The 24,838-nt window shown below is 73.3% G+C and carries 19 protein-coding genes; 12 read left to right on the forward strand and 7 right to left on the reverse strand.

What is annotated here, in order from left to right; all coding sequences use genetic code 11:
* From ACI78V_RS16690 to glgX, 4 genes are all read right to left on the reverse strand, one after another.
* On the reverse strand, positions 1 to 295 hold a 295-nt coding region (locus tag ACI78V_RS16690), incomplete at its 3' end, for a glucose-6-phosphate dehydrogenase assembly protein OpcA (RefSeq protein WP_456852803.1).
* Positions 214 to 792 carry a LysM peptidoglycan-binding domain-containing protein gene (locus ACI78V_RS16695; protein ID WP_456852697.1) on the reverse strand — a complete coding sequence of 193 codons (579 nt, stop codon included), beginning with the start codon at positions 790 to 792 and terminating at the stop codon, positions 214 to 216. The genes ACI78V_RS16690 and ACI78V_RS16695, both read right to left, overlap by 82 nt.
* Positions 793 to 1,177: 385 nt before the next feature.
* Positions 1,178 to 3,517, reverse strand: coding sequence for a malto-oligosyltrehalose synthase (gene treY / locus ACI78V_RS16700; protein WP_456852699.1), 2,340 nt, complete (start codon positions 3,515 to 3,517; stop codon positions 1,178 to 1,180).
* The gene (gene glgX / locus ACI78V_RS16705) at positions 3,514 to 5,625 is read right to left on the reverse strand and encodes a glycogen debranching protein GlgX (RefSeq protein ID WP_456852701.1); all 2,112 of its coding nucleotides are present in this window, start codon (positions 5,623 to 5,625) and stop codon (positions 3,514 to 3,516) included. The genes treY and glgX overlap by 4 nt, the downstream gene beginning before the upstream one ends.
* A gap of 439 nt (positions 5,626 to 6,064) precedes the next feature.
* Here glgX and uvrB point away from each other — a divergent pair, with 439 nt between their 5' ends.
* The 5 genes from uvrB (at position 6,065) to ACI78V_RS16730 (ending at position 13,463) form a co-directional block, all read left to right on the forward strand.
* Positions 6,065 to 8,188 (forward strand): excinuclease ABC subunit UvrB, encoded by a 2,124-nt coding sequence (gene uvrB / locus ACI78V_RS16710; RefSeq protein WP_456852703.1) that lies wholly within the window; start codon positions 6,065 to 6,067, stop codon positions 8,186 to 8,188.
* A gap of 89 nt (positions 8,189 to 8,277) precedes the next feature.
* Complete coding sequence (locus ACI78V_RS16715) at positions 8,278 to 8,634, forward strand: MmcQ/YjbR family DNA-binding protein (protein WP_456852705.1); 357 nt, start codon at positions 8,278 to 8,280, stop codon at positions 8,632 to 8,634.
* Positions 8,635 to 8,991: 357 nt separating this feature from the next.
* Positions 8,992 to 10,176 carry a TerC family protein gene (locus tag ACI78V_RS16720; RefSeq protein WP_456852707.1) on the forward strand — a complete coding sequence of 395 codons (1,185 nt, stop codon included), beginning with the start codon at positions 8,992 to 8,994 and terminating at the stop codon, positions 10,174 to 10,176.
* Positions 10,177 to 10,256: 80 nt separating this feature from the next.
* Positions 10,257 to 11,357, forward strand: coding sequence for a TerC family protein (locus tag ACI78V_RS16725; RefSeq protein ID WP_456852709.1), 1,101 nt, complete (start codon positions 10,257 to 10,259; stop codon positions 11,355 to 11,357).
* Positions 11,358 to 11,396: 39 nt separating this feature from the next.
* Positions 11,397 to 13,463, forward strand: a complete 2,067-nt coding sequence (locus ACI78V_RS16730; RefSeq protein ID WP_456852711.1) for a S9 family peptidase — start codon at positions 11,397 to 11,399, stop codon at positions 13,461 to 13,463.
* Positions 13,464 to 13,520: 57 nt separating this feature from the next.
* Here ACI78V_RS16730 and phaZ read toward each other — a convergent pair whose 3' ends face one another.
* On the reverse strand, positions 13,521 to 14,759 hold the full coding sequence (gene phaZ / locus ACI78V_RS16735) for a polyhydroxyalkanoate depolymerase (protein WP_456852713.1): 1,239 nt from the start codon (positions 14,757 to 14,759) through the stop codon (positions 13,521 to 13,523).
* Positions 14,760 to 14,933: 174 nt separating this feature from the next.
* Here phaZ and ACI78V_RS16740 point away from each other — a divergent pair, with 174 nt between their 5' ends.
* From ACI78V_RS16740 to ACI78V_RS16760, 5 genes are all read left to right on the forward strand, one after another.
* Positions 14,934 to 16,184, forward strand: coding sequence for an alpha-hydroxy acid oxidase (locus tag ACI78V_RS16740; protein ID WP_456852715.1), 1,251 nt, complete (start codon positions 14,934 to 14,936; stop codon positions 16,182 to 16,184).
* Between the two features lie 8 nt (positions 16,185 to 16,192).
* On the forward strand, positions 16,193 to 17,194 hold the full coding sequence (locus ACI78V_RS16745) for an acetamidase/formamidase family protein (protein WP_456852717.1): 1,002 nt from the start codon (positions 16,193 to 16,195) through the stop codon (positions 17,192 to 17,194).
* 25 nt (positions 17,195 to 17,219) lie between these two features.
* Positions 17,220 to 17,981 (forward strand): SDR family NAD(P)-dependent oxidoreductase, encoded by a 762-nt coding sequence (locus tag ACI78V_RS16750; RefSeq protein ID WP_456852719.1) that lies wholly within the window; start codon positions 17,220 to 17,222, stop codon positions 17,979 to 17,981.
* Positions 17,982 to 17,992: 11 nt separating this feature from the next.
* Positions 17,993 to 18,274 (forward strand): hypothetical protein, encoded by a 282-nt coding sequence (locus tag ACI78V_RS16755; RefSeq protein WP_456852721.1) that lies wholly within the window; start codon positions 17,993 to 17,995, stop codon positions 18,272 to 18,274.
* A 188-nt stretch (positions 18,275 to 18,462) separates the two neighbouring features.
* Positions 18,463 to 18,891, forward strand: a complete 429-nt coding sequence (locus tag ACI78V_RS16760; protein ID WP_456852723.1) for an ester cyclase — start codon at positions 18,463 to 18,465, stop codon at positions 18,889 to 18,891.
* Between the two features lie 98 nt (positions 18,892 to 18,989).
* On the opposite strand, the gene ACI78V_RS16765 is transcribed toward ACI78V_RS16760, so the two are convergent.
* Positions 18,990 to 19,289: a hypothetical protein gene (locus ACI78V_RS16765; RefSeq protein ID WP_456852725.1), complete on the reverse strand. Its 300-nt coding sequence runs from the start codon at positions 19,287 to 19,289 to the stop codon at positions 18,990 to 18,992.
* A 202-nt stretch (positions 19,290 to 19,491) separates the two neighbouring features.
* Positions 19,492 to 20,160, reverse strand: a complete 669-nt coding sequence (locus ACI78V_RS16770) for an MBL fold metallo-hydrolase (RefSeq protein WP_456852727.1) — start codon at positions 20,158 to 20,160, stop codon at positions 19,492 to 19,494.
* Positions 20,161 to 20,209: 49 nt separating this feature from the next.
* Here ACI78V_RS16770 and ACI78V_RS16775 point away from each other — a divergent pair, with 49 nt between their 5' ends.
* Together ACI78V_RS16775 and uvrA are read left to right on the forward strand one after the other, a co-directional pair.
* A complete protein-coding gene (locus tag ACI78V_RS16775; protein ID WP_456852729.1) occupies positions 20,210 to 21,628 on the forward strand; it encodes an amidase in 1,419 nt (472 codons plus the stop codon).
* A gap of 166 nt (positions 21,629 to 21,794) precedes the next feature.
* Complete coding sequence (gene uvrA, locus ACI78V_RS16780) at positions 21,795 to 24,686, forward strand: excinuclease ABC subunit UvrA (RefSeq protein WP_456852731.1); 2,892 nt, start codon at positions 21,795 to 21,797, stop codon at positions 24,684 to 24,686.
* Positions 24,687 to 24,838: the final 152 nt, after the last annotated feature.

The following is a 24,838-nucleotide window of genomic DNA, read 5'->3' on the forward strand; positions in this document are numbered from 1 at the left end:
CCACCGCCTCACCGGGGCCGAGACGACCGCCGATGAGCACCTCCGCGTCCAGTCGGGGCGCCGGCGCGTCGATCTGGCGGCGGACGACGATGAGCAGCCGGCAGGGGTGCTGCTCGGCGGCTGCGGGGGCGGGGGGGCGGGGGGCGGGGCCCCGCCCCCCCCCCCCGCGGGGGGGCCCCGCCCCCCCCGCCCCGCCCCGGGGGGAGGCGCCGCTCAGACCGAGAGCGTCTGACCCACGTGGATGACGTCCGGGTTGCTCAGCACGCCCCGGTTCAGCTCGTACAGCGCCTGCCAGGTGGTGCCGTGCGCCGCCGCGATCTCGGCGAGGGTGTCGCCGGACCGGACGACGTACTGCCCGGACGCCGCCGGGGCCGGGCGGTCGTCGCGGGAGGCCCGCTCGGGAGCCGGCGCGGGGGCCGGTGCCGCCGCAGGCGCCGCGCCGGCCGTGGGGGCGGCCGGGTCCAGGCCGCGGCCGCAGGTGGGCCAGGCACCCGGGCCCTGGCGGTCGAGCGTGCGCTCGGCCACCGCGATCTGCTGCTCCTTGGTGGCGAGGTCGGCGCGGGAGGCGAACTCCGTCCCGCCGAAGGCGGCCCAGGTGCTCTGGCTGAACTGCAGGCCGCCGTAGTAGCCGTTGCCGGTGTTGATGCTCCAGTTGCCGCTGGACTCGCACCGGGCGACGGCGTCCCAGTCGTTGGGTCCGGCGGCCGAGGCGGGACCGGCCAGCACGCCGAGCGAGGCGGCGGCGACGCCGGCGGTGAGGAGGGTCTTGCGGGCGAACGAGGACGTGCGCATGGGGACTCCCGATCCGCCGCCTGAGAGGTGAGCTGTCGGGTTCGGAGCGATCGGTGCCCCGGCCGTGCGCGCACGGCTTCACCCCGAGACGCCCTGGCGCCCGGCCCGGAGGCCGTGGCACGCAGGACGCCGGAATGGGTCCCCCACCCCCGTCCTGGCGGTGCAGGAGGAAACGGATGCCGACGGACGGGGTTCGGCGGATCGGCTCCGGCGCCCGGTCTCGGTCGAGCGGGTGCCGCAACAAGGTAACGGTCAGATCACGACGAGGCACCCCTCGTCCCGCGAGGAACACCCGTCCCGCGCCGGACCCCGTTCCGGAGGGGGCGCGGACGGGCTGGTCACACCGCCGCGGGAACGCCCCTCCCGCGGCGGTGTGACTCCGGTCTCAGTCGCGGACCAGGAGGGCCACGGGCAGACGCTCGAGCACCGCGCCGACGGGCATCCCCCCGGCGTCGGAGACGAACCGGCCGCCGGTGAGCAGGTCCCGCCAGGCGCCGTTGGGCACCTGCAGCGCCGTGTCGCCCCAGCCCTCCGCGGCGGCCAGCCCCACCGGCAGGCGGGTCGCCACGGTGACCGCGCCGCCCTGCTCGCCGGAGCCCCGGTCGAAGGCGACCACGTGGTCGGCGGCCGAGCCGGTCACCTCGACCGGGCGGTACCCGGCGAACCACTCCGGGTGGTCGCGCCGGGCGCGCAGGGTGCGGGAGACCACGAGCAGCTTGGCCGCGCCGGTCTCGTCGACGGCCGGCACCTCGCCGGCGTCCAGCGACCCCAGCAGCCGGCGGCGCAGGTCGTAGTCGACCGGGCGACGGTTGTCGGGGTCGACCAGGGAGTGGTCCCACAGCTCGGTGCCCTGGTAGACGTCCGGGACGCCGGGCATGGTCAGCTGCAGCAGCTTCTGCGACAGCGAGTTCGACCGGCCGGACGGGGCGATCCGGGCGACGACGTCCTCGATGGCGCGGTGCGTCACCTCGTCGTCGAACGCGGCGTCGACCAGTGCGTGCAACCGGCCCTCGAACTCCTCGTCGGGGTCGGTCCAGGTCGTCGAGGTGCCCGCCTCCCGGGCTGCCTTCTCCGCGTAGGCGTGTGCCCGCTCCCGGGACAGCGGCCACGCGCCCACGAGGTTCTGCCACACCAGGTGCGCCATCGGACGGTCGGCCAGCGGGTGCCGGTCCAGCAGCCGGCGCACCAGCTGCGCCCACTCGGTGGGCAGCTCGGCGAGCACGGCCAGCCGGGCGCGGACGTCCTCGCTGCGCTTGGTGTCGTGGGTGGACAGCGTGGTCATCGACTGCGGCTTGCGCTGGGCGCGGCGGAGCTGCGCCTCGTGGAACTCCGCGACCGTGCTGCCGAAGCGGGCCGGGTCGCCGCCGACCTCGTTGAGCGCCACGAACCGCGCCCACCGGTAGTAGGCGCTGTCCTCGACCCCCTTGGCCATCACCGGGCCGCTGGTCTGCTCGAAGCGGGTCGCCGCCTCGGTGCCGGCCTGGGCCAGCACCGGGTGCAGGGCGTCGACCGCGTCGCGCAGGTCCGGCCGCCGCTCGCGGACCGCGGCGACGGTCGCGGTCAGGTGCTCGGCGCCGTCGGGCAGGTAGGTGCGGTAGACCGGGAAGCCCGCCAGCAGCTCGGCCAGCGCCTCGGTCTGCTGGGCGCGGTCCACACCGGGCAGCTCGCCGATGACCCGCACCAGCCGGGCCACCTCCGAGCCGAGGATCCCGTCGGTGACCTCCCGCTTGCAGCCGTGCACCAGCTCGGCGTAGTCGACGGCCCGCCCCGACAGCTCGGTGTCCAGCGCGGTCAGCGCCGCCTCGCCGGCCGGGTCGACGAGGACGTCGTCGACCTCGGCGAGCGCGTCGTAGCCGGTCGTCCCCGCCGTCGCCCAGCTCTCCGGGAGCTCCTCCCCGGGCTCGAGGATCTTCTCCACGACCGTCCACCGGCCCCCCGAGGCCTCGGCCAGCCGGTCCAGGTAGCCCTTCGGGTCGGCCAGGCCGTCGGGGTGGTCGATCCGCAGCCCGTCGACCGCGCCGGACCCGACCAGCTCCAGCACCAGCCGGTGGGTCGCGGCGAAGACCTCGGGGTCCTCGGCGCGCAGGCCGGCGAGGGTGTTGATCGCGAAGAACCGCCGGTAGTTCAGGTCCGCGTCGGCCCGCCGCCAGTCGACCAGCTCGTAGTGCTGCCGCGCGTGCACCTCCTGCGGCGTGCCCTGCCCGGTGCCCGGGGCGATGGGGAAGCGGTTGTCGTAGTAGCGCAGCTCGCCGTCCACCACCTCGAGCTTCTCGACGTCGTCCGCGGACCCCAGGACGGGGATGCGCACCCTCCCGCCGCCGAAGTCCCAGTCGATGTCGAACGCCGCGGCGTGCGCGCTGTCCCGGCCGTGCTGCAGCACGTCCCACCACCACGGGGCCTCGGCCGCGTCGGCCACACCCATGTGGTTGGGCACGAGGTCGAGCACCAGGCCCAGGCCGTGCGCGTGCAGGGCCTCCACCAGCCGGTCGAAGCCCTCCCGACCGCCGCGGGACTCGTCGATGTGCTCGTGGTCGACGGTGTCGTAGCCGTGCGTGCTGCCCGACGCCGAGCGCAGCAGCGGCGAGGTGTACGCGTGGCTCACCCCGAGGTCGGCCAGGTAGCCGGCGATCCCGGCGGCCTCGCCCAGCGGGAAGTCCGCCGTCACCTGCAGCCGGTAGGTCGCCGTCGGGACGTCGCGCCGGCGCTCGCGGTCCGGCCCGCTCACAGCGCCGGACCGGTGAGGACGACGATCGACCGACCCCGCACCGTGATCGTCTCGCCGGGCTTGTGCTCCGCCGGCTCCACCTCGCCCATCTCGGCGGTGTCGAGCACCGTCGTCCAGCCCTGCGCGTAGTCCTCGCCGGGCAGGGTGAAGTCGATGGCCTCGTGCGAGGCGTTGAACGCCAGGTAGAAGTGGTCGTCCTTGACGTACTCCCCGCGCTCGTCCATCTCCCGGATGCCGAGCCCGTTGAGGTAGACCGCCAGCGACTTGGCGTAGCCGACGTCCCAGTCCTCGTCGGTCATCTGCTCGCCGTCGGGGGTCAGCCAGTCGATGTCGGGCACCGGCTCGCCCTGGCCCCGCCGGACCGGCCGGCCGTGGAAGAAGCGGCGACGGCGGAAGGTCGGGTGGTCGCAGCGCAGCTTGGTGACCGTCCTGGTGAACTGCAGCAGGCCCTCGTCGACGTTCTCCCAGTCGATCCAGGTCAGCTCGGAGTCCTGGCAGTAGCCGTTGTTGTTGCCGCCCTGGCTGCGGCCCAGCTCGTCGCCGTGCAGCAGCATCGGCACGCCCTGGCTGAGCATCAGCGTGGCGATGAAGTTGCGCCGCTGCTGCGCCCGCAGCTGCAGGACCTCCGGGTCGTCGGTGGGGCCCTCCACGCCGCAGTTCCAGCTGCGGTTGTGGCTCTCGCCGTCGTTGTTGCCCTCGCCGTTGGCCTCGTTGTGCTTCTCGTTGTAGGAGACCAGGTCGTTGAGCGTGAAGCCGTCGTGCGCGGTGACGAAGTTGATGCTGGCCACCGGGCGCCGTCCGGAGTGCTGGTACAGGTCCGCCGAGCCGGTGATCCGGCTGGCGAACTCGCCGACGGTGGCGTCCTCACCGCGCCAGTAGTCCCGGACGGTGTCGCGGTACTTCCCGTTCCACTCCGTCCACAGCGCCGGGAAGTTGCCGACCTGGTACCCGCCCTCGCCGACGTCCCACGGCTCGGCGATCAGCTTCACCTGGCTGACCACCGGGTCCTGGTGGACCAGGTCGAAGAAGGTCGCCAGCCGGTCGACGGCGTGCAGCTCGCGGGCCAGCGCCGAGGCGAGGTCGAACCGGAAGCCGTCGACGTGCATCTCGGTGACCCAGTACCGCAGCGAGTCCATGATCAGCTGCAGCGACTGCGGCGTCCGGACGTTGAGGGTGTTCCCGGTGCCCGTGTAGTCCATGTAGTACTGCTCGTCGCCCTCGACGAGCTTGTAGTACGTGCGGTTGTCGATGCCCCTGAACGACAGCGTCGGGCCCAGGTGGTTGCCCTCGGCGGTGTGGTTGTAGACGACGTCGAGGATGACCTCGATGCCCGCCTCGTGCAGGGCCCGCACCATGCCCTTGAACTCCTGGACGTGCTGGCCCGCCGTCGTCGCGCTGGCGTACTCGTTGTGCGGCGCGAAGAAGCCGATCGTGTTGTAGCCCCAGTAGTTGCGCAGGCCCTTCTGCTGGAGGGTGTCGTCCTGCACGAACTGGTGCACCGGGAGCAGCTCGATCGCGGTGACGCCGAGGTCGGTGAGGTGCTCGATCGTCGCGGGGTGGGCGATGGCGGCGTAGGTGCCGCGCAGCTCCTCGGGGATCCGCGGGTTGGTCATGGTCAGGCCCTTGACGTGGGCCTCGTAGATGACCGTCTTGTTGTAGGGGGTCCTCGGCGGGCGGTCCACGCCCCAGTCGAAGTACGGGTTGACGACGACGGACTTCGGCATGTGCGCCGCGGAGTCCTCGTCGTTGCGCTCCTTGGTCTCGAAGTCGTAGCCGAAGACCGACTGGTCCCAGTCGATCTGGCCGTCGATGGCCTTGGCGTACGGGTCGAGCAGCAGTTTGTTCGGGTTGCAGCGCAGGCCGCGGGCGGGGTCGTAGGGGCCGTGCACCCGGAAGCCGTACTTCTGGCCGGGGTGGATGCCCGGGAGGAAGGCGTGCCAGACGTAGCCGTCCATCTCCGGGAGCCGGATGCGCTCCTCGTTGCCGTCCTCGTCGAAGAGGCACAGCTCGACCTTCTCGGCGACCTCGCTGAAGATCGCGAAGTTGGTGCCGGTGCCGTCGTACGTGGCACCGAGCGGGTAGGCGCTACCGGGCCATACCTGGGTCATCGTGCGGGGTCCTCCTGCGCTGGCGCCCCCGGGACGCCGGGGGCCGATGGCCTCCCCGCCGCGGGGCGTCGGCGAGGAGGTCGGGGCACACGCGGCGCCCCGTGCCCCGTTGCCCCCTCCGGGGTCCGCCCACACCTGGCGCCGGCATCGGGACCGAGATCTCGCTCACCCCCGGACGACGACGCCCCCCGCGGGGCTCCGCGGGGGGCGTCGTGCGCAGGTCCGGCCCGGCAGCGGCGCCGGGGTCCGACCTCGCCCGGCGCTGCTGCCCGGGTGGCGCTGGTCCTCGGCGGTGACCGCTCCTGCGATCGGGGACGCTAGGGGGCCCGGTACCCCGGATCAAGCACCGGGGGCCAGTCGACCTGTCCCGTCGGCCCCGCCGGTGCACCGGCGTCGCACGAGCACCGTCCTGTCACACCCCCGTCGTACCGTCGTCCCCGTGCGCTCGACCACCGATCTCCGGCCCACCCGAGGGCGTTTCCGCGTCGTCAGCGAGTTCGAGCCCTCGGGCGACCAGCCGGCCGCGATCAAGGCGCTCGCCGAGCGGGTCAACTCGGGCGAGAAGGACACCGTCCTCCTCGGCGCCACCGGCACCGGCAAGTCGGCGACGACGGCCTGGCTCATCGAGCAGGTGCAGCGCCCGACGCTGGTGATGGCGCCGAACAAGACCCTGGCCGCGCAGCTGGCCAACGAGTTCCGCGAGCTGATGCCCGACGCCGCGGTCGAGTACTTCGTCTCGTACTACGACTACTACCAGCCCGAGGCCTACGTCCCGCAGACCGACACCTACATCGAGAAGGACTCCTCGATCAACGAGGAGGTCGAGCGGCTGCGGCACTCGGCGACCAACAGCCTGCTCACCCGGCGCGACGTCGTCGTGGTCTCCACCGTCTCCTGCATCTACGGCCTGGGCACCCCCGAGGAGTACGTCGACCGGGCGCTGAAGATCAAGGTGGGGGAGGAGCGTGACCGCGACGAGCTGCTGCGCACCCTCGTCACCGAGCAGTACACCCGCAACGACCTGTCCTTCACCCGCGGCACCTTCCGGGTCCGGGGCGACACCATCGAGGTGTTCCCGGTCTACGAGGAGCTCGCCTGCCGGATCGAGATGTTCGGCGACGAGGTGGAGCGGCTGTACTACCTGCACCCGCTCACCGGCGAGGTGGTCCGCGAGGTCGACGAGCTCTTCGTGTTCCCGGCCACCCACTACGTCGCCGGCCCCGACCGCATGGAGCGGGCCATCGCCTCCATCGAGGCCGAGCTCGAGCAGCGGCTGGCCGAGCTGGAGCGGCAGGGCAAGCTGCTGGAGGCCCAGCGGCTGCGCATGCGCACCACCTACGACATCGAGATGATGCGCCAGGTCGGCTTCTGCTCCGGCATCGAGAACTACTCGCGGCACATCGACGGCCGCGCCCCCGGCAGCGCCGGCGCCTGCCTCATCGACTACTTCCCCGACGACTTCCTGCTCGTCATCGACGAGTCGCACGTGACCGTCCCGCAGATCGGCGGCATGTACGAGGGCGACATGAGCCGCAAGCGCACGCTGGTGGAGCACGGCTTCCGGCTGCCCTCGGCGATGGACAACCGCCCGCTGCGGTGGGAGGAGTTCACCGACCGGATCGGGCAGACCGTCTACCTGTCGGCCACCCCGGGGCCCTACGAGCTCGGCCGCGTGCAGGGCGACGTCGTCGAGCAGGTCATCCGCCCGACCGGCCTGGTCGACCCGGAGGTCGTCGTCAAGCCGACCAAGGGCCAGATCGACGACCTGGTGCACGAGATCCGCGTCCGCACCGAGCGCGACGAACGCATCCTGGTCACCACGCTGACCAAGAAGATGGCCGAGGACCTCACCGACTACCTGCTCGAGCTCGGCATCAAGGTGCGCTACCTGCACTCCGAGGTCGACACCCTGCGCCGGGTCGAGCTGCTGCGCGAGCTGCGGCAGGGCGAGTACGACGTCCTGGTCGGCATCAACCTGCTGCGCGAGGGCCTCGACCTGCCCGAGGTGTCGCTGGTGGCGATCCTCGACGCCGACAAGGAGGGCTTCCTCCGGTCGGGCACCTCGCTGATCCAGACGATCGGCCGGGCCGCGCGCAACGTCTCCGGTCAGGTGCACATGTACGCCGACAAGATCACGCCCTCGATGGCGCAGGCCATCGAGGAGACCAACCGGCGCCGCGAGAAGCAGATCGCCTACAACAGGGAGCACGGCATCGACCCGCAGCCGCTGCGGAAGAAGATCGTCGACATCCTCGACGGCATCTACCGGGAGGCGGAGGACTCCGAGTCCGCGGAGCTGATCGGCGGCTCGGGTCGGCAGCAGTCCCGCGGCAAGGCACCGGTGCCGGGGCTGTCGTCGAAGAAGGCGGTCGGCAAGGGCAAGGCCGGCTCGATCGACGTCCAGGGCCTGCCCCGCAACGAGCTGGCCGACCTGATCACGCAGATGAACGAGCAGATGCTGGCCGCCGCCCGCGAGCTGCAGTTCGAGGTGGCGGCTCGCCTGCGCGACGAGCTGGCGGAGCTGAAGAAGGAGCTGCGCCAGTTCGACGCCGCGCACGCCTGATCGAAGCCCCGCCCTCGCCGTCCGGGGGCTCGCGGCGGGCCCCGCCGGTGGCCGCCAGGGCGGGGCCCGACCGGAGTGGGAGGAGACCCGTGGAGCGCGAGGAGCTGGTGGCCCACTGCCTGGGCAAGCCGGGCGCGGAGGAGACCCACCCGTGGGGTGCGGCCGAGCTGGTCGCCAAGGTGGGCGGGAAGGCGTTCGCGTTCATCGGCCTGGACAGCGGCGGGGTGAGCGTCAAGTGCGGCCGGGACGCCGCCGAGGCCCGGGAGTGGCGTGACCGGTACCCCGGGGCGATCACCGCCAGTGCCTACGTCGGCCGGTACGGCTGGAACTGGGTGGACTGGACCGGCCCGGTGCCCGACGACGAGGTCCGAGAGCTGGTCGACGCCTCCTACGACGCGATCGTCGCCACCCTGCCGAGGAGCCGGCGCCCGGCGGCGTCGGGCTGAGACGGGTTCCGGCCCGCGCTGCCCGGAGCCGGACCCCGTCCTCCCACCTCCGCAGGCTCGGGACGGGACCCGGACGGAGCCGGGAGCCCTGCACGGGGCCGGCGAGGCGGTTCCCGCGGAGATCTCGGGGGTCCGGGAACTCCCCCCGGTCACCGTGCGTTGTGCTGTGCGGATCCACGGTGTCTGCGGTCGATGACGCCTGCCCGCCGCCGGGTCCGCACGTGGAGGGGAGTATCCCTACGCGGCAGGATCGTCATCACGGGGTCTGCGGATCTCCGGTCCTGCTGGTCGCGGCCGAGCCCGCGGCGGGAGAGACCTCCGGTCACTGACATCAGCCAGTACCGGAGGTAGCACTACATGGACGTCCCCTTCTGGGTGTGGGCGGTCACCGTCGCAGCGATCGTCGGCATGCTGCTGTTCGACTTCGTCGGCCACGTCCGCACCCCGCACGCACCGACGCTGCGCGAGTCGGCCACCTGGTCGGCGGTCTACGTCGGCATCGCGATCGTCTTCGGCCTGCTCGTCCTGTGGTTCGCGGGCCCGCAGTACGGCGGTGAGTACTTCGCCGGCTTCGTCACCGAGAAGAGCCTCTCGGTCGACAACCTCTTCGTCTTCGTCCTGATCATGGGCAGCTTCGCGGTGCCCCGGGAACTGCAGCAGAAGGTGCTGCTGTTCGGCATCGCCTTCGCGCTCGTCCTGCGGACGGCGCTGATCTTCGTGGGCGCCGCCGCGATCGAGAACATCAGCTGGATCTTCTACGTGTTCGGCGCGTTCCTGATCTACACCGCCTACCTGCAGGCCAAGGGCGGCCACACCCACGACGAGGAGTTCAAGGAGAACGGCGTCCTCCGCCTCACCCGGCGGCTGCTGCCGACCACCGAGGACTACCACTCGGACAAGATGACCGCGACGATCAACGGCAAGCGGTACATCACCCCGCTGGCCATCGCGCTGGTCGCCATCGGCAGCGCCGACATCCTGTTCGCGGTCGACTCGATCCCCGCCATCTTCGGTCTCACCCAGGAGACCTACCTCGTCTTCACCGCCAACGCCTTCGCGTTGCTCGGCCTGCGTCAGCTGTTCTTCCTCCTCGACGGCCTGCTCGACCGGCTCGTCTACCTGTCCTACGGCCTCGCGGTCATCCTCGGGTTCATCGGCGTCAAGCTGGTCATCCACGCCCTGCACGAGAACGAGCTGCCGTTCATCAACGGCGGTGAGCACGTGACCGCGGTGCCGGAGATCCCCACCTGGCTGTCGCTGACCGTCATCCTGCTCACGCTGGTGGTCACGACCGTCGCGAGCCTGGCCAGGAACCGGCGCGACCGGGCCCGCAGCGCCGGCAGAGCCGTCACGGCGGACGACGCCGACCGCCGGGGGAGCGCCGACGGCACCGACCGCGGAGTGACCGCCACCGGTGCCGACCGTCCGGTGACCGCGGCCGGCGACCGCGACGGGCTCGTCCCGGCCGACGCCCGGCCGTCCGACGGGACCGCGCCGGTGGGCGAGACCGCAGGTCGCGGCGCCGGTCCCGCACGGCGTTGAGCAGGCGGCGGGCGGCGGACGTGGGGCGGCTCCGGACGGCGGACAGCAGGCCCCACGCGGGCCCCGTAGAGTCGTAGCCCGTGGATCTCCCCGTCTGGTTCGAGGTCGCGACGTTCGTGGGGCTCACGGTCCTGCTGCTCGCCGATCTGGCCATCGTCGCCCGCCGCCCGCACGAGCCCTCCATGAAGGAGGCCAGCCTGTGGGTGAGCTTCTACGTCGCCCTGGCGCTGATCTTCGGCGTCCTGCTGCTCGGGTTCACCAACGGCCAGTACGCGACGGAGTTCTACGCCGGCTGGCTGACCGAGTACAGCCTGTCGGTGGACAACCTGTTCGTGTTCGTGATCATCATGGCGCGGTTCCAGGTGCCCCGGCACCTGCAGCAGGAAGCGCTGATGGTGGGCATCATCATCGCGCTGATCCTGCGTGGCGTGTTCATCCTGCTCGGCGCCGCGGTGATCGAGCGGTTCACCTGGGTCTTCTACATCTTCGGCGCGTTCCTCGTGTACACCGCGATCAACCTGGTGCGGCACCGCGGCGAGGACGAGGACTACGAGGAGAACGCCTTCATCCGGCGGATGCGCCGGGTGCTGCCGATCACCCAGGACTTCCACGGCAGCAAGATCCGCGTCACGCAGAGCGGCAAGAAGTACTGGACGCCGATGATCATCGTCTTCCTCGCGCTGGGGACGACGGACCTCATCTTCGCGCTCGACAGCATCCCGGCCATCTTCGGCCTGACGCGTGAGCCGTTCATCGTCTTCACCGCCAACGTCTTCGCCCTCATGGGGCTGCGGCAGCTGTACTTCCTGCTCGGTGGCCTGCTCAAGCGGCTGGTGTACCTGTCGCTGGGCCTGGCGGTGATCCTGGCCTTCATCGGCGTGAAGCTGGTGATGGAGGCCCTGCACGAGAACACGCTGCCGTTCATCAACGGCGGCGAGCACATCGACGCCGTCCCGACGATCCCGATCTGGCTGTCGCTGTCGATCATCCTCGGGGTCCTGGTGATCGCCACCGTGGCCAGCCTGCTCAAGACCCGCGGCCAGGCGCCCGAGGTCTCGCCGGCCGAGCCCGAGATCGCCGGGAGCGTGCGGTCGTCCGGGCCGGAGGCCCTGGCCGACGCCGAGCGGCGCGCCACCGCGCCGGAGGCGCACGAGGCCGACCGGGACCGCCACCGCGGCTGACCCGGCGGACGCCGTCCGCTGGGTCAGCGTGGCCGCAGCATGCGCCCGACCGACCTCGAGCTGCTCCGCACGCCGGGCGTCCCGACCGTCTCCCCGGACGGTCGCATGGCGGTCGTCGCGGTCACCCGGCTCGACCTCGGGGCCGACGTGTACCGCAGCCGGCTGTGGGCGGTGCCGACCGACGGGTCGGCACCGGCCCGGGCGCTGACCGACGGGCACCGGGACACCGCACCGGCGTTCTCCCCGGACGGCCGCTGGCTGGCCTACCTGGGCGCCGAACCCGGCGGGCATCCCCAGGTCCACCTGCTGCCGACCGCCGGGGGAGCGCCCCGGCGGCTCACCGACGCCCCGCTCGGCACGGGGGCGCCGGTGTGGGCGCCCGACTCCCGCCGGCTGGCCTACGTCGCCCGCGTGCCGGAGCCCGGGCGGCACGGCACGGACCCGGGCGTCGGGCCCGAGGCGGAGCCGCCGCGGCTGGTCACCACGCTCAGGTACCGGCTCGACGGGGTCGGCTTCCTCGCCGACCAGCGCAGCCACGTGTTCGTCCTCGACCTGCCGGCCGACGGGGAGGACGACGGGACGCCGCTGCCGCGGCCGCGGCAGGTCACCGACGGCCCCCACGACGACGCCGACGTCACCTGGAGCCCCGACGGCGCCGAGCTGGCGTTCGTGTCGGCCCGGCACCCGCGAGCCGACCGCGACCTGGTCCGGGACGTGTACGTCGTCCCCGCCGCGGGCGGGACGCTGCGCCGGGTCACCGACGGCCGGGGCGACTGCTCCCTGCCCGCCTACGACCCGTCGGGCGCCACGATCTGGCTCACCGCCCGTCCCGACCTCGGCCCCGACGGCCTCGACGGGTTCGCCCGCAGCACCACGCTGTGCCGCGTGCCGGCCGGCGGCGGCGCCCTGGAACCGGTGCTGGACCCCGAGCACACCGAGCGGGGGGACGAGACGCCGGCGACCGTGCTGGCCGGGGGCGCGGCCTACCTGGGGGTGCAGCGGCGGGGCGGGGTCGAACTGCTGCGGGTGCCCCTGACCGGCGGCCCGGCCGAGGCACTGGTCGACGGGCCGTTCACCGTGCGCGGCGTCGCCGTGGCCGGCGGGGTCGTCGTCGCCACGGTCGCGCACGACCGCTCCGCCGGGGAGCTGATCGCGATCACCCCGGGCCGCCGGCGGCTGCTCACCGGCTTCGGCCGCACCCTCGCGGCCACCGGGCGACTGCACCGGATGCGCGAGCTGACCGGGACCGCGCCCGACGGGTACCCGGTGCACGGCTGGGTGACCGTGCCGGAGGGGCCCGGGCCGCACCCGGTGGTGGTGCTCCTCCACGGCGGGCCCTACCGGCAGCACGGCTGGGCGCTGCTGGACGAGGTGCAGGTCCTCGTGTCCGCCGGCTACGCCGTCGTCCAGGGCAACCCCCGGGGATCGTCCGGCTACGGGCAGGCGCACGGGCGGGTGCTGCACGGCGCCTGGGGGACGGTGGACGTCGACGACGTCCTGGCCCTCCTCGACGCCGCCCTGGCCGACCCGGCCCTCGACGGGCACCGGGTCGGCGTCATGGGGGGCTCCTACGGGGGGTACCTGGCCGCCGTGCTGACCGCCCGGTCGGCGCGGTTCGCCGCGGCGGTCGTCGAGCGGGCGATCCTGGACCCGGTGAGCTTCGTCGGGTCCTCCGACATCGGCTGGTACCTCGTCGACGCGCACCTGGGTGCCGACCCGGCGCGGCAGGCGGCCCAGAGCGCGCTGGCCCGCACCGGCGACATCACCACCCCGACCCTCGTCGTCCACGCCGAGCAGGACTGGCGCTGCCCCGTCGAGCAGGCGCAGCGGTTCTACGTCGCGCTCAAGCGCCGCGGCGTCCCGGCGGAGCTGCTGCTGTTCCCCGGTGAGGGGCACGAGCTGAGCCGGTCGGGCCGGCCGCGGCACCGGCTGGCGCGGCTGGAGCACGTGCTGCGGTGGTGGGCCCGCTGGCTGCCCGCCGGGACCGACGCCGGCGCCGGCCTGGACGAGTGGCCCGACGACGTCGTGGACGCCGAGCCGCTCGCCGACGACGACCAGGGGGAGGGGCGCCGGCCGCTGACCGTGCGCGCCACCCGCCTGGACTGACGCCGACGGCCGCCGGCCCGTGGTGGCGGGACCGGCGGCCGTCGGCGTCCTCGGGGCTCAGCCGGTGGCGGCGTGCCCGTCGGTGTGCTCGGCGACGAAGTCGCGCAGCACCGGGTACACCTCGGCCTCCCAGCGGGAGCCGCTGAAGACGCCGTAGTGGCCGACCCCGGGCTGCAGGTGGTGCCGCTTGCGCGCCGCCGGGATGCCGGTGCACAGCCCGTGCGCGGCCTCGGTCTGGCCGGGGGAGCAGATGTCGTCGCGGGCGCCCTCGACGGTGAGCAGCGCCGTCCGCTGGATCGCGGCCGGGTCGACCGGCCGGCCGCGCCAGGTGAACCGGCCGGTGGCCAGGTGGTGCTCCTGGAAGATGCGGCCGACCGTCTCGAGGTAGAACTCGGCGGGGACGTCCATGACCGCGCCGTACTCGTCGTAGAAGGCGCGGGTCGCCGCCGCCCGCTCCGCGTTGCCGGTGACGAGGTCGCGGTAGAGCTGCAGGTGCGCGTCCAGGTGCCGGCGCGGGTTCATCGACATGAACGCCGTCAGCTGGACGACGCCCGGGTAGACCCGCCGCCCGGCGCCGGCGTAGCGCCGGGGGACGGTCGCGATCAGGCGGCGCTCGTAGACCGACAGCGGCTGCTTGCCGGCCGTCTCGTTGATCCGGTTGGGGTTGACCCGGGTGTCCACCGGGCCGGCCATGAGGGTGAGGGTGGCGGGCTGGGCGTCGTCGTCGTCCGCGGCGAGCAGCGCCACGGCGGCGAGCACCGGGACGGCGGGCTGGCAGACGGCCACGACGTGCGCGCCCGGGCCGAGCACCCGCAGGGCGTCCATGACGTGCTCGATGTACTCGTCCAGCCCGAACGGGCCCTCGTCGGCCGGGACGTCGCGGGCGTTGTGCCAGTCGAGGACGTACACGTCGTGGTCGGCCAGCAGCGTGCGGATGGTCGGCCGGATCAGCGTGGTGAAGTGCCCCGACATCGGCCCGACGACGAGCACCGGCGGCTGGCCGGTCACCGACGGCTTGCGGAAGTGCAGCAGGGTCGCGAACGGGGTGGAGGTCACCGGGTGCTCGGAGACGGCCGCCCGCCGGCCGCCGACCAGGACGGCGTCGATCCCGTAGTCCGGCCGGGCGTGCGTGGGACGTGCCTTCGCGACCATGTCGCAGGCCGCCCGCAGGTGTCGCACCGGCGCCACACCGCCGAGCCGGGGCGGGAGCGCGGACAGCGCACGGGCGGTGAGCCCGGTCGCGGCCACGACGGGCGCGCCCGCCCGGCGGTTGATCTCGTAGGCGGTGTAGAGCATCGGGACCTGTCCTGTTCCTCGGGGCGGCATCGACGGTGACGCGCGTCACTCTGGCAGGACGTTAACGGCGGTTCGCGTACGGCGCGCGGTGAGGGACGGGCACGCCGTCCCACGTGTACCGGCCGTCCCACTGGTACTGGCAGGGTGGGCGGAGGTCGACAGGAGGAGGCAGGAGTGGTCGAGCGCCGAGTACCCCGCTGGTCGGAGGTGCGCGAGCTGGTCAGACCCCGGCGGTTGCCGGGCGACGCCACCGACCGCCGGCTGGCCGCGGCGGCCACCGTCGGGGACCTCCGGGAGATCGCCCGGCGGCGGGTGCCGCGCGCGGTCTTCGACTACACCGACGGGGCGGCGGGCGCCGAGACCAGCCTGCGGCGGTCGAGGGAGGCGTTCCAGCGGCTGGAGTTCCGCCCCAGCGTGCTGCGCGACGTCTCCGTCGTCGACCCGTCCACGACCGTCCTCGGCCGCCCCTCGGCGCTGCCGCTGGCCTTCGCCCCGACCGGGTTCACCCGCCTGATGCACACCGAGGGCGAGGCGGCCGTCGGCCGGGTGGCGCAGCGGGTCGGCATCCCGCACGCGCTGTCGACGATGGGGACGACGACCATCGAGGCGCTGGCCGCCGCGGCCCCCGATGCCCGGAAGTGGTTCCAGCTCTACCTGTGGCGCGACCGCGAGGCCAGCGAGGCGCTGGTGGAGCGGGCGGCCGCGGCCGGCTACGAGGCGCTGGTGCTGACCGTCGACACCCCCGTCGCCGGGCCGCGGCTGCGCGACGTGCGCAACGGCTTCACCATCCCCCCGGCGCTGACCCTGCGGACGATGGCCAACGCCGCCGTCCACCCGCGCTGGTGGGTCGACCTGCTCACCACCGAACCCCTCGAGTTCGCCTCGCTGCGCTCGTGGGGCGGAACGGTGGCCGAGCTCGCCGACCGCGTCTTCGAGCCCGCCGCGACGCTGGCCGACGTCGCGGACCTGCGGGCGCGGTGGTCCGGCGCGCTGGTGGTCAAGGGCGTCCAGACGGCGGACGACGCCCGTGCCGTCGTGGACGCCGGCGCCGACGCGGTCGTCGTCTCCAACCACGGCGGCCGGCAGCTGGACCGGGCGCCCACCCCGCTCGAGGAGCTCCCGGCCGTCGTCGCGGCGGTGGGGGACCGCGCGGAGGTGTACCTGGACGGCGGCATCCTGGACGGGGCGGACGTCGTCGCGGCGGTGGCCCTCGGCGCCCGGGCGTGCCTCGTCGGCCGGGCCTACCTCTTCGGGCTCATGGCCGGCGGAGAGCGCGGGGTGCAGCGGGCCACGGACATCCTGGCCGGCGAGATCGCCCGCACGCTGCAGCTGCTCGGCGTCCCGTCGGTGGCCGAGCTGACGCCGGACCGCGTGCGGTTGCGCTGCCACCCCGACCCGTTGCCGGACCGATCTGCGGCTTCCTAGGGTGCGGCATGGACGTCGTCGAGGTCGTGCCCAGGTTCGAGCAGTACGCGTTCACCTTCGGCGGCGTCGCACCGCTGCACCGGGTCACCCCCGGGACGGCGCTGCGCGTGTGGTCCGACGACGCCTTCTGCGGCGCGCTGCAGAAGACCACCGACCTCTCCAGCGAGAAGGTCGACCTGCGCTTCGTGAACCCGCAGACCGGGCCGTTCCACGTCGAGGGCGCCGAGCCCGGGGACACCCTGGCCCTGCACTTCGTGGCCATGGAGCCGGCCCGTGACTGGGGGGCCTCGGCGGCGATCCCGTTCTTCGGCGGGCTCACCAGCACCGACCGGACGGCGACGCTGCAGGAGCCGCTGCCGGACACCACCTGGATCTACGAGCTGGACCGGGCCGCGAACACGGTGACCTTCGCCGCCCAGCACACCGACCTGCAGATCGCCCTGCCGGTCGAGCCGATGCTCGGCACCGTCGGGGTCGCGCCGCCCGGCGGTGAGGTCCGCAGCTCGCTGGTGCCCGAGCGCTTCGGCGGCAACATGGACACCCCGCAGATGCGCCCGGGCTCGACCTGCTTCCTCGGCGTGAACGTCGAGGGGGCGCTGTTCTCCATCGGCGACGGGCACTACCGGCAGGGCGAGGGCGAGGCCTGCGGGACCGCCGTCGAGGGGGCGATGACCACCACCCTCATCGTCGAGCTGGTCAAGGGCGGGGCCCCGCTGTGGCCGCGCCTCGAGGACGACACGCACTGGATGACCGTCGGCTCCAGCCGCCCGCTGGAGGACGCCTGGCGCATCGGCCAGGTGGAGCTGGTGCGCTGGTTCGGCGAGCTCTACGGGCTGCACCCGATGGACGCCTACCAGCTGCTCTCGCAGATCTCCGAGGTGCCGATCGCCAACGTCGTCGACGCCAACTACAGCACCGTGGTGAAGGCCCGGAAGTCGCTGCTGCCGCGGGCGTCGGCCTACGGCGGGCTGCACGACGACCTGCGCCGCCGCGCGGCGACCCTGCTCTGAGCCACCCACCTGCGAGAGGAACCCCATGGACCTGCAGCTCACCGGCGCCCGCGTCCTCGTCACCGGCGGGACCCGCGGCATCGGCCGCGCCATCGTGGACACCTTCGTGGACGAGGGGGCCGTGGTGGAGTTCTGCGCCCGCGACGCCGCCGAGATCGAGGCGACGGAGAAGGCGGCCGCCGCGCGCGGCGGGCGGGCCTCTGGCGTCCAGCTGGACGTGCGCGACGGCGCGGCCCTCACCTCCTGGGTGGAGAGCGCCGCCGGACGGTTGGGCGGCATCGACGCCGTCGTGGCCAACGTGAGCGCGCTGGCCGTCCCGGACACGGAGGAGAACTGGTACGCGTCCTTCGAGGTCGACCTCATGCACACGGTGCGGCTGGTCACCGCCGCCCTGCCGCACCTGGAGCCCGGTGGCAACGGGTCGATCGTGGCCGTCTCCAGCGTCTCCGGGCGGGAGTCCGACTTCGCCTCCGGCCCCTACGGGACGATGAAGACGGCGATCGTCGGCTACATCAGCGGGCTGGCGTTCCAGCTGGCCGGGCGGGGAGTCCGGGCCAACGTCGTCTCCCCGGGCAACACCTACTTCACCGGCGGCATCTGGAACGGCATCGAGCAGGGCCAGCCGGAGCTGTTCGCCGACTCGCTCGCGCTCAACCCGACCGGCCGGATGGGGACGCCGGAGGAGATGGCCAGGGCGGTCGTCTTCCTGTCCAGCCCGGTGTCCAGCTTCACCACGGGCACCAACCTCGTCGTGGACGGTGCCCTCACCCGCGGCATCCAGCTCTGAGAGGCTGCGGTATGGCGCTCATCTACCCCGTCGCGGCCGACTCGCCCGAACCCGAGGACGGCACCGACCCGGACTTCGCCGAACTGGCGGCCGACCTCTCCGACACCTGGCTGGTCGAGGTCGCCGTCGCCGACGACGGGGACGACGCCTGCTTCGGCCCGCTCAGCGCCCGCGCGGCGTGGGACCTCGCACTCGACGTCGACGAGCGTCGACCGGAGTGGACGGTGTCGATCGTGCCGCTGCACGTGGCCTGCACCCCCGACGAGCTCGTCGCCCTGTTCGAGGAGGAGTAGTGGGGTCGCCGGGCGGTGGCCCGTCCCGGTGGGCGGGACCGCCGCTCGGCGACCGGGGTGGCCGTCCGCGTGAGGCCACGCCGTGTCCGCCGCCCCGGGGCGGACCGGCCACGCGCTGCTGCCTGGTGGCGCGACCTGCCTGCGGTTAGGCACGGGACCGTCACGGCCACGCCGAGGGAGGCACCCGCATGGACAGCAGCCCCGAGGAGATCCGGACCCTGGTGCGTCGGCTGGAGGACGCGATCAACACGCGTCAGCTGGACCTCCTCGACGAGTTGCTCGCCGGCGACTTCGTCCGCCGCAGCGAGGCGACCCCGCAGCTGCCGGTCGCCGACCGGGAGCAGTTCAGGGACTTCCTCCGGCAGGACGCCGCCGCCTTCCCCGACAACACCCAGACGTTCACCCGGGTGCTGGTGGACGGCGACTGGGCCGCCGTCTGGGCCACCTACGAGGGCACGCAGACCGGGCAGCTCGGGCCGTTCCCCCCGTCGGGGAAGCGGGCGACGTTCGACTTCGCCGGTGTCCTGCGCGTCGCCGACGGCCGGATCGCCGAGTGGTGGGTGACCTGGGACAACCTGACGGTGCTCACCCAGCTGGGTCACCTGCCCGCGGGCTGACCGGCGACGCGGGAGGGCACCGGCTCGCCGTCGCTGGTCGCCGGCGCGCACCCGCCGTGACGTCGTCGACGCGGCCGCTGGACCGCTGGGGTCCCCGGCTAGGCGTTCATCCGGAGTACGACCCTGCCCTCGATGACCTCAGGAGGACTCCCTGCGGCCTGGGGCACGTTCTGCTTGACCCAGTCCGCAGCCACGCGGACGGACTCGTCCGTCCCGGTCTTGTCCTCGAAGACGCTGACGGAGAACCCACCGTCCTCCGTCCTCACGAGGTAGTAGCCCACGAATCCGGAGACGCTCCGGATCACGGTCTCCACCTCGTCGGTCCGCCGCTCCAACTCGTCGAACAGCTGCGAGTTGTGCCTGTAGTGCCGGATGACCGCGTGCATCGTGTCCTCCACGCGCCGGAGAGGCTCTCACCACGACGAGAACCCGCCCTCGGTCTCGGGGTGAGGAGAACCGTGCTCCGGCCGCGTGGGCGCGCGCAAGGGGCTCGGCCACGGGGCCGCCCGGCCGGCGGGCGGACCGCGAGTGGCCCGGAGGACGACGCCGCTGCGACGACCCCGGCCGACGGCTCCCGGGGCCCTGCCCGGTGCGCCGGTCCTACCAGCCCCGCTCCCGCCACTCCGGCAGGTGCGGACGCTCGGCGCCGATGGTCGTGTCCTTGCCGTGGCCCGGGTACACCCACGTGTCGTCGGGCAGCGTGCCGAACAGCCGCTGCTCGACGTCGTCGATGAGGCTGGCGAACCGCTGCGGGTCCTTCTGGGTGTTCCCGACGCCGCCGGGGAAGAGGCTGTCGCCGGTGAAGACGTGCGTGCCGGCGTCCCCGGGCCCGCGCCAGACCAGCGCGATGCTGCCCGGCGTGTGTCCGCGCAGGTGCACCACCTCGAGCACCTGCTCGCCGACGGTCACCGTGTCGCCGTGCTCGACCGGCCGCTGCACCGGCACGGGGAGGTCGCCGGCGTCGGCGGGGTGGGCGACGGTGGTGGCCCCGGTCGCCTCGACGACCTCGGGGAGGGCGCGGTGGTGGTCCCAGTGCCCGTGCGTCGTGACCACGGTGCGCACCGGGGCGTCGCCGATGAACGCGCGCAGCGTCTCGGGCTCCGCCGCGGCGTCGACCAGCAACGCCTCGCCGGTCGCGGTGCAGCGCAGCAGGTAGGCGTTGTTGGCCATCTCGCTCACGGCGATCTTGCTGATCGTCAGGCCCGGCAGCTCCCGGACGTCGGCGGGCCCGCCCACCTCGACGTCGCCGGTGTAGGTCCCCGAGCTCATCGCTGGACTCCGTTCGAGAAGTGTCGGCGGCCGCGGTTACGGTCCTGGCATGGACGCTAGCGGAGGTCTGCCGGTCGGCGCGCCGAGTGGCACGGTGGTGGGCCTCCCGGCCACTGAGCTGGCCGCACGCGTGCGGGCGGGGGAGCTGACGGCGGTCGAGGTGGTCCGCGCGCACCTCGCGCACCTCGACCGGGTCGAGGCCCGGATCGGGGCGTTCCGGGTGGTCCGCCGGGAGGCCGCACTCGCCGAGGCCGCGGCGGTCGACGCCGATGCCGGCCGGGCCTCGCTGCCGCTGGCCGGGGTGCCGATCGCGGTCAAGGACAACATCCCGGTCGCGGGGGAGACCTGCACCCAGGGCTCCCCGGCCTGTCCCCACGGCCCCGAGACCGAGGACCACCCCGTCGTGGCGCGGGTGCGGGCCGCGGGCGCCGTCGTCGTCGGCATCACCCGCATGCCCGAGCTGGGGCTCTACGCCACCACCGACCTCCAGGGTGCGGTCTGCCGCAACCCGTGGGACACCGCGCGGTCCCCGGCGGGCAGCTCCGGCGGCAGCGCCGCAGCGGTCGCCTCGGGGAGTGTGCCGCTGGCGCTGGGCAACGACGGCATGGGCTCGCTCCGGCTCCCTGCCGCGGCCTGCGGGCTGGTGACGCTCAAGCCGGGCCGCGGCGTGGTCCCGACGTTGCCCGACAACTGGTACGGCATGACGGAGAACGGCGCGCTGGCCACCACGGTGGCCGACCTGGCGCTGGCGCACGCCGTGCTCGCGGGGGAGGCGCCGGCCCCTCCGGCCGACCCCGGCCGGCCCCTGCGGATCGCCGTGTCCACCCAGGCGCTGGTGCCCGGGGTCCCCACCGACGGTCCGGCACGCGCCGCGGTCCATGCCGTCGCGGCGCAGCTGCGGGCCGCCGGGCACACCGTCGTCCGGCGGGCGTTGGTCGTGCCGCCCGGGGCGGCGGTCGGCGCGTTCGCCCGGTGGATGGCCGGGGCCGACGAGGGCGCCGACGTCCTCGCTGTCGACCGGCGCGCCCTCCAGCCACGCAGCCGGACGCACGCGCGGATCGGCCGGCTGGTCCGCCGGGCCGGCCTGGTCCGGCCGGCCACCGCCGAGCGGTTCCGCGAGCGGATGACCGCCTTCTTCGACGACGTCGACGTGCTGCTCACCCCGGTCACCACCGGCCCACCGTTGCCGGCCCGGCCGTGGCACGAGCGGTCGTTCGCGGCCAACGTCTGGGCCAACGCGCGGTGGGCGCCGTGGACGCCGCCGTGGAACCTCGCCGGCCTGCCGGCGCTCGTGCTGCCCACCGGCGTGCGACCGGAGGGACACCCCCTGGCGGTCCAGCTCGCCGGCCCCCCGGGCGCCGAGACGCGACTACTCTGGCTCGCCGGAGAGCTGGAACGGCGACAGCCGTGGCGCCGGTACGCGCCGGTCTTCGACCCCACCGAGCACGGCGTCGCGCCACCCGGCTGACCCGTCCCGTCCCCACGCGGGGGATGACCGGTATCACCGGGGCCGCGGCCCGGCCAGGGGGAACAGGCACGCAGCGCGACGGCTTGTCTCCGTGGGGACATCGGCACCGGGTACCGCCGGCGCCACGCACACCGCAATCCACGCTCCAGCGACCGACAGGGAACACATGGACCGCCTCGTCGTCCGCGGCGCCCGCGAGCACAACCTCAAGGACGTCCACCTCGACCTGCCCCGCGACGCGCTCATCGTGTTCACGGGCCTGTCCGGCTCGGGGAAGTCGAGCCTCGCCTTCGACACGATCTTCGCCGAGGGCCAGCGGCGGTACGTCGAGTCGCTGTCGGCCTACGCCCGGCAGTTCCTCGGGCAGATGGACAAGCCCGACGTCGACTTCATCGAGGGCCTGAGCCCGGCGGTCTCGATCGACCAGAAATCGACCAACCGCAACCCGCGGTCGACGGTCGGCACGATCACCGAGGTCTACGACTACCTCCGCCTGCTCTACGCCCGCGCCGGCCAGCCGCACTGCCCGAACTGCGGCAAGCCGATCTCGCGGCAGACGCCGCAGCAGATCGTCGACCAGGTGCTGGGCATGGAGGAGGGCACCCGCTTCCAGGTGCTCGCCCCCGTCGTCCGCGCCCGCAAGGGCGAGTACGTGGACCTGTTCAGCTCGCTGCAGACCCAGGGCTTCTCCCGGGTCCGCGTCGACGGCGTCGTGCACCCGCTCACCGAGCCGCCGAAGCTGAAGAAGCAGGAGAAGCACACGATCGAGGTGATCGTCGACCGGCTCACCGTCAAGGAGAGCGCCAAGCGCCGGCTCACCGACTCCGTCGAGACCGCGCTCGGCCTGGCCGGCGGCCTCGTCGTCCTCGACTTCGTCGACCTGGCGGAGGACGACCCGCAGCGGGAGCGGACCTTCTCCGAGCACCTGGCCTGCGTCGACGACGGCCTGTCCTTCGAGGCGCTCGAGCCGCGGTCGTTCTCGTTCAACTCACCCTTCGGCGCCTGCGCCGAGTGCACCGGCATCGGCACCCGCAAGGAGGTCGACCCCGAGCTCGTCGTGCCCGACCCGGAGAAGAGCCTGGCCCAGGGCGCCATCGCGCCGTGGTCGACCTCGATGAGCAACGAGTACTTCACCCGGCTGCTCACCGGCCTGTCCCAGCAGCTCGGCTTCTCGATGGACGACCCGTGGGAGCGACTGCCGGCCAAGGTGCAGAAGGCCGTCCTCCACGGCTCGCCGGACCAGGTGCACGTCCGCTACAAGAACCGTTACGGCCGCGAGCGCAGCTACTACGCGGCGTTCGAGGGCGTGCTGCCCTTCCTCGAGCGGCGGCACGAGGACACCGACAGCGACTACATGCGCGACAAGTACGAGGGCTACATGCGCGACGTGCCCTGCCCCGTCTGTCACGGCACCCGCCTGAAGCCGGAGATCCTCGCGGTCAAGCTCAACGGCCGTTCCATCGCCGAGGTCACCGGGCTGTCGATCGGCGAGGCCTCGGACTGGCTGGGCGCCCTGGAGCTCGGTGAGCGGGAGCGCGCGATCGCCGACCGCGTGCTCAAGGAGATCCAGGCGCGGCTGTCGTTCCTGGTCGACGTCGGCCTGGACTACCTGTCCCTCGACCGGCCGGCGGCCACGCTCGCCGGCGGGGAGGCGCAGCGCATCCGGCTGGCCACCCAGATCGGCTCGGGGCTGGTCGGCGTCCTCTACGTCCTGGACGAGCCGTCGATCGGCCTGCACCAGCGGGACAACACCCGGCTGATCGAGACGCTGATCCGGCTGCGGGACATGGGCAACACGCTCATCGTCGTCGAGCACGACGAGGACACGATCAAGGTCGCCGACTGGGTGGTCGACATCGGCCCGGGCGCCGGCGAGCACGGCGGTGAGGTCGTCGTGAGCGGCACCGTCGACGACCTGCTCACCAGCGAGCGCTCGCTGACCGGCCAGTACCTGTCCGGCCGCAAGGAGATCGTCGTCCCGGAGAAGCGGCGCGAGCCCACGCCGGGCCGGGAGCTGGTGGTCAAGGGCGCCCGCGAGCACAACCTGCGCGGCGTCGACGTCACCTTCCCGCTCGGCTGCCTGGTCGCCGTCACCGGGGTCTCCGGCTCCGGCAAGTCCAGCCTGGTCAACGACATCCTCTACACGACGCTGGCCAACCAGCTGAACCGGGCGCGGATGGTGCCCGGCCGGCACCGGACCGTCACCGGCCTGGAGCACCTGGACAAGGTCGTGCACGTCGACCAGTCGCCGATCGGCCGCACGCCGCGGTCCAACCCGGCGACCTACACCGGCGTCTGGGACCACGTGCGCAAGCTGTTCGCCAGCACCTCCGAGGCCAAGGTCCGCGGCTACCTGCCGGGCCGGTTCAGCTTCAACGTCAAGGGCGGCCGCTGCGAGGCGTGCTCCGGCGACGGGACGCTCAAGATCGAGATGAACTTCCTGCCCGACGTCTACGTCCCCTGCGAGGTGTGCAAGGGCGCCCGGTTCAACCGGGAGACCCTCGAGGTGCACTACAAGGGCAAGACCGTCGCCGAGGTCCTCGACATGCCCATCGAGGAGGCCGCGGACTTCTTCGCGGCCATCCCGGCGATCGCCCGGTACCTGCGGACCCTCACCGAGGTGGGGCTCGGCTACGTCCGGCTGGGCCAGCCGGCGACCACGCTGTCCGGCGGTGAGGCGCAGCGCGTCAAGCTGGCCAGCGAGCTGCAGAAGCGGTCCAACGGTCGCAGCATCTACGTCCTCGACGAGCCCACCACCGGGCTGCACTTCGAGGACATCCGCAAGCTGCTCCTGGTGCTGCAGGGCCTGGTCGACAAGGGCAACTCGGTGGTCGTCATCGAGCACAACCTCGACGTCATCAAGAGCGCGGACTGGCTCATCGACATGGGCCCCGAGGGCGGGTTCCGCGGCGGCACGGTCGTCGCCGAGGGTCCGCCGGAGTTCGTGGCCGGCGTCCCGGAGAGCCACACCGGCCGGTACCTGGCGAAGATCCTCGACCCCGAGACCGTCGCGGCGGCGTCGGCTCCGAGGAAGCGGGCCCGCAAGAAGGCCAGCTGACCGGAGGCCCGGCGTGCGGGAACGGCCGCTCCACCGCTTGAGCGGGGAGTGGCCGTTCCCGTACGGTCCGGTGTGACCGGCATCACGCCGCCCGTCCGGCGTGGTGGGGCCTCCGAGGAGGGGACGCGGATGGGTGCTGTCCGGCACGACGC

The sequence above is a fragment of the Geodermatophilus sp. SYSU D00742 genome (assembly GCF_054049935.1).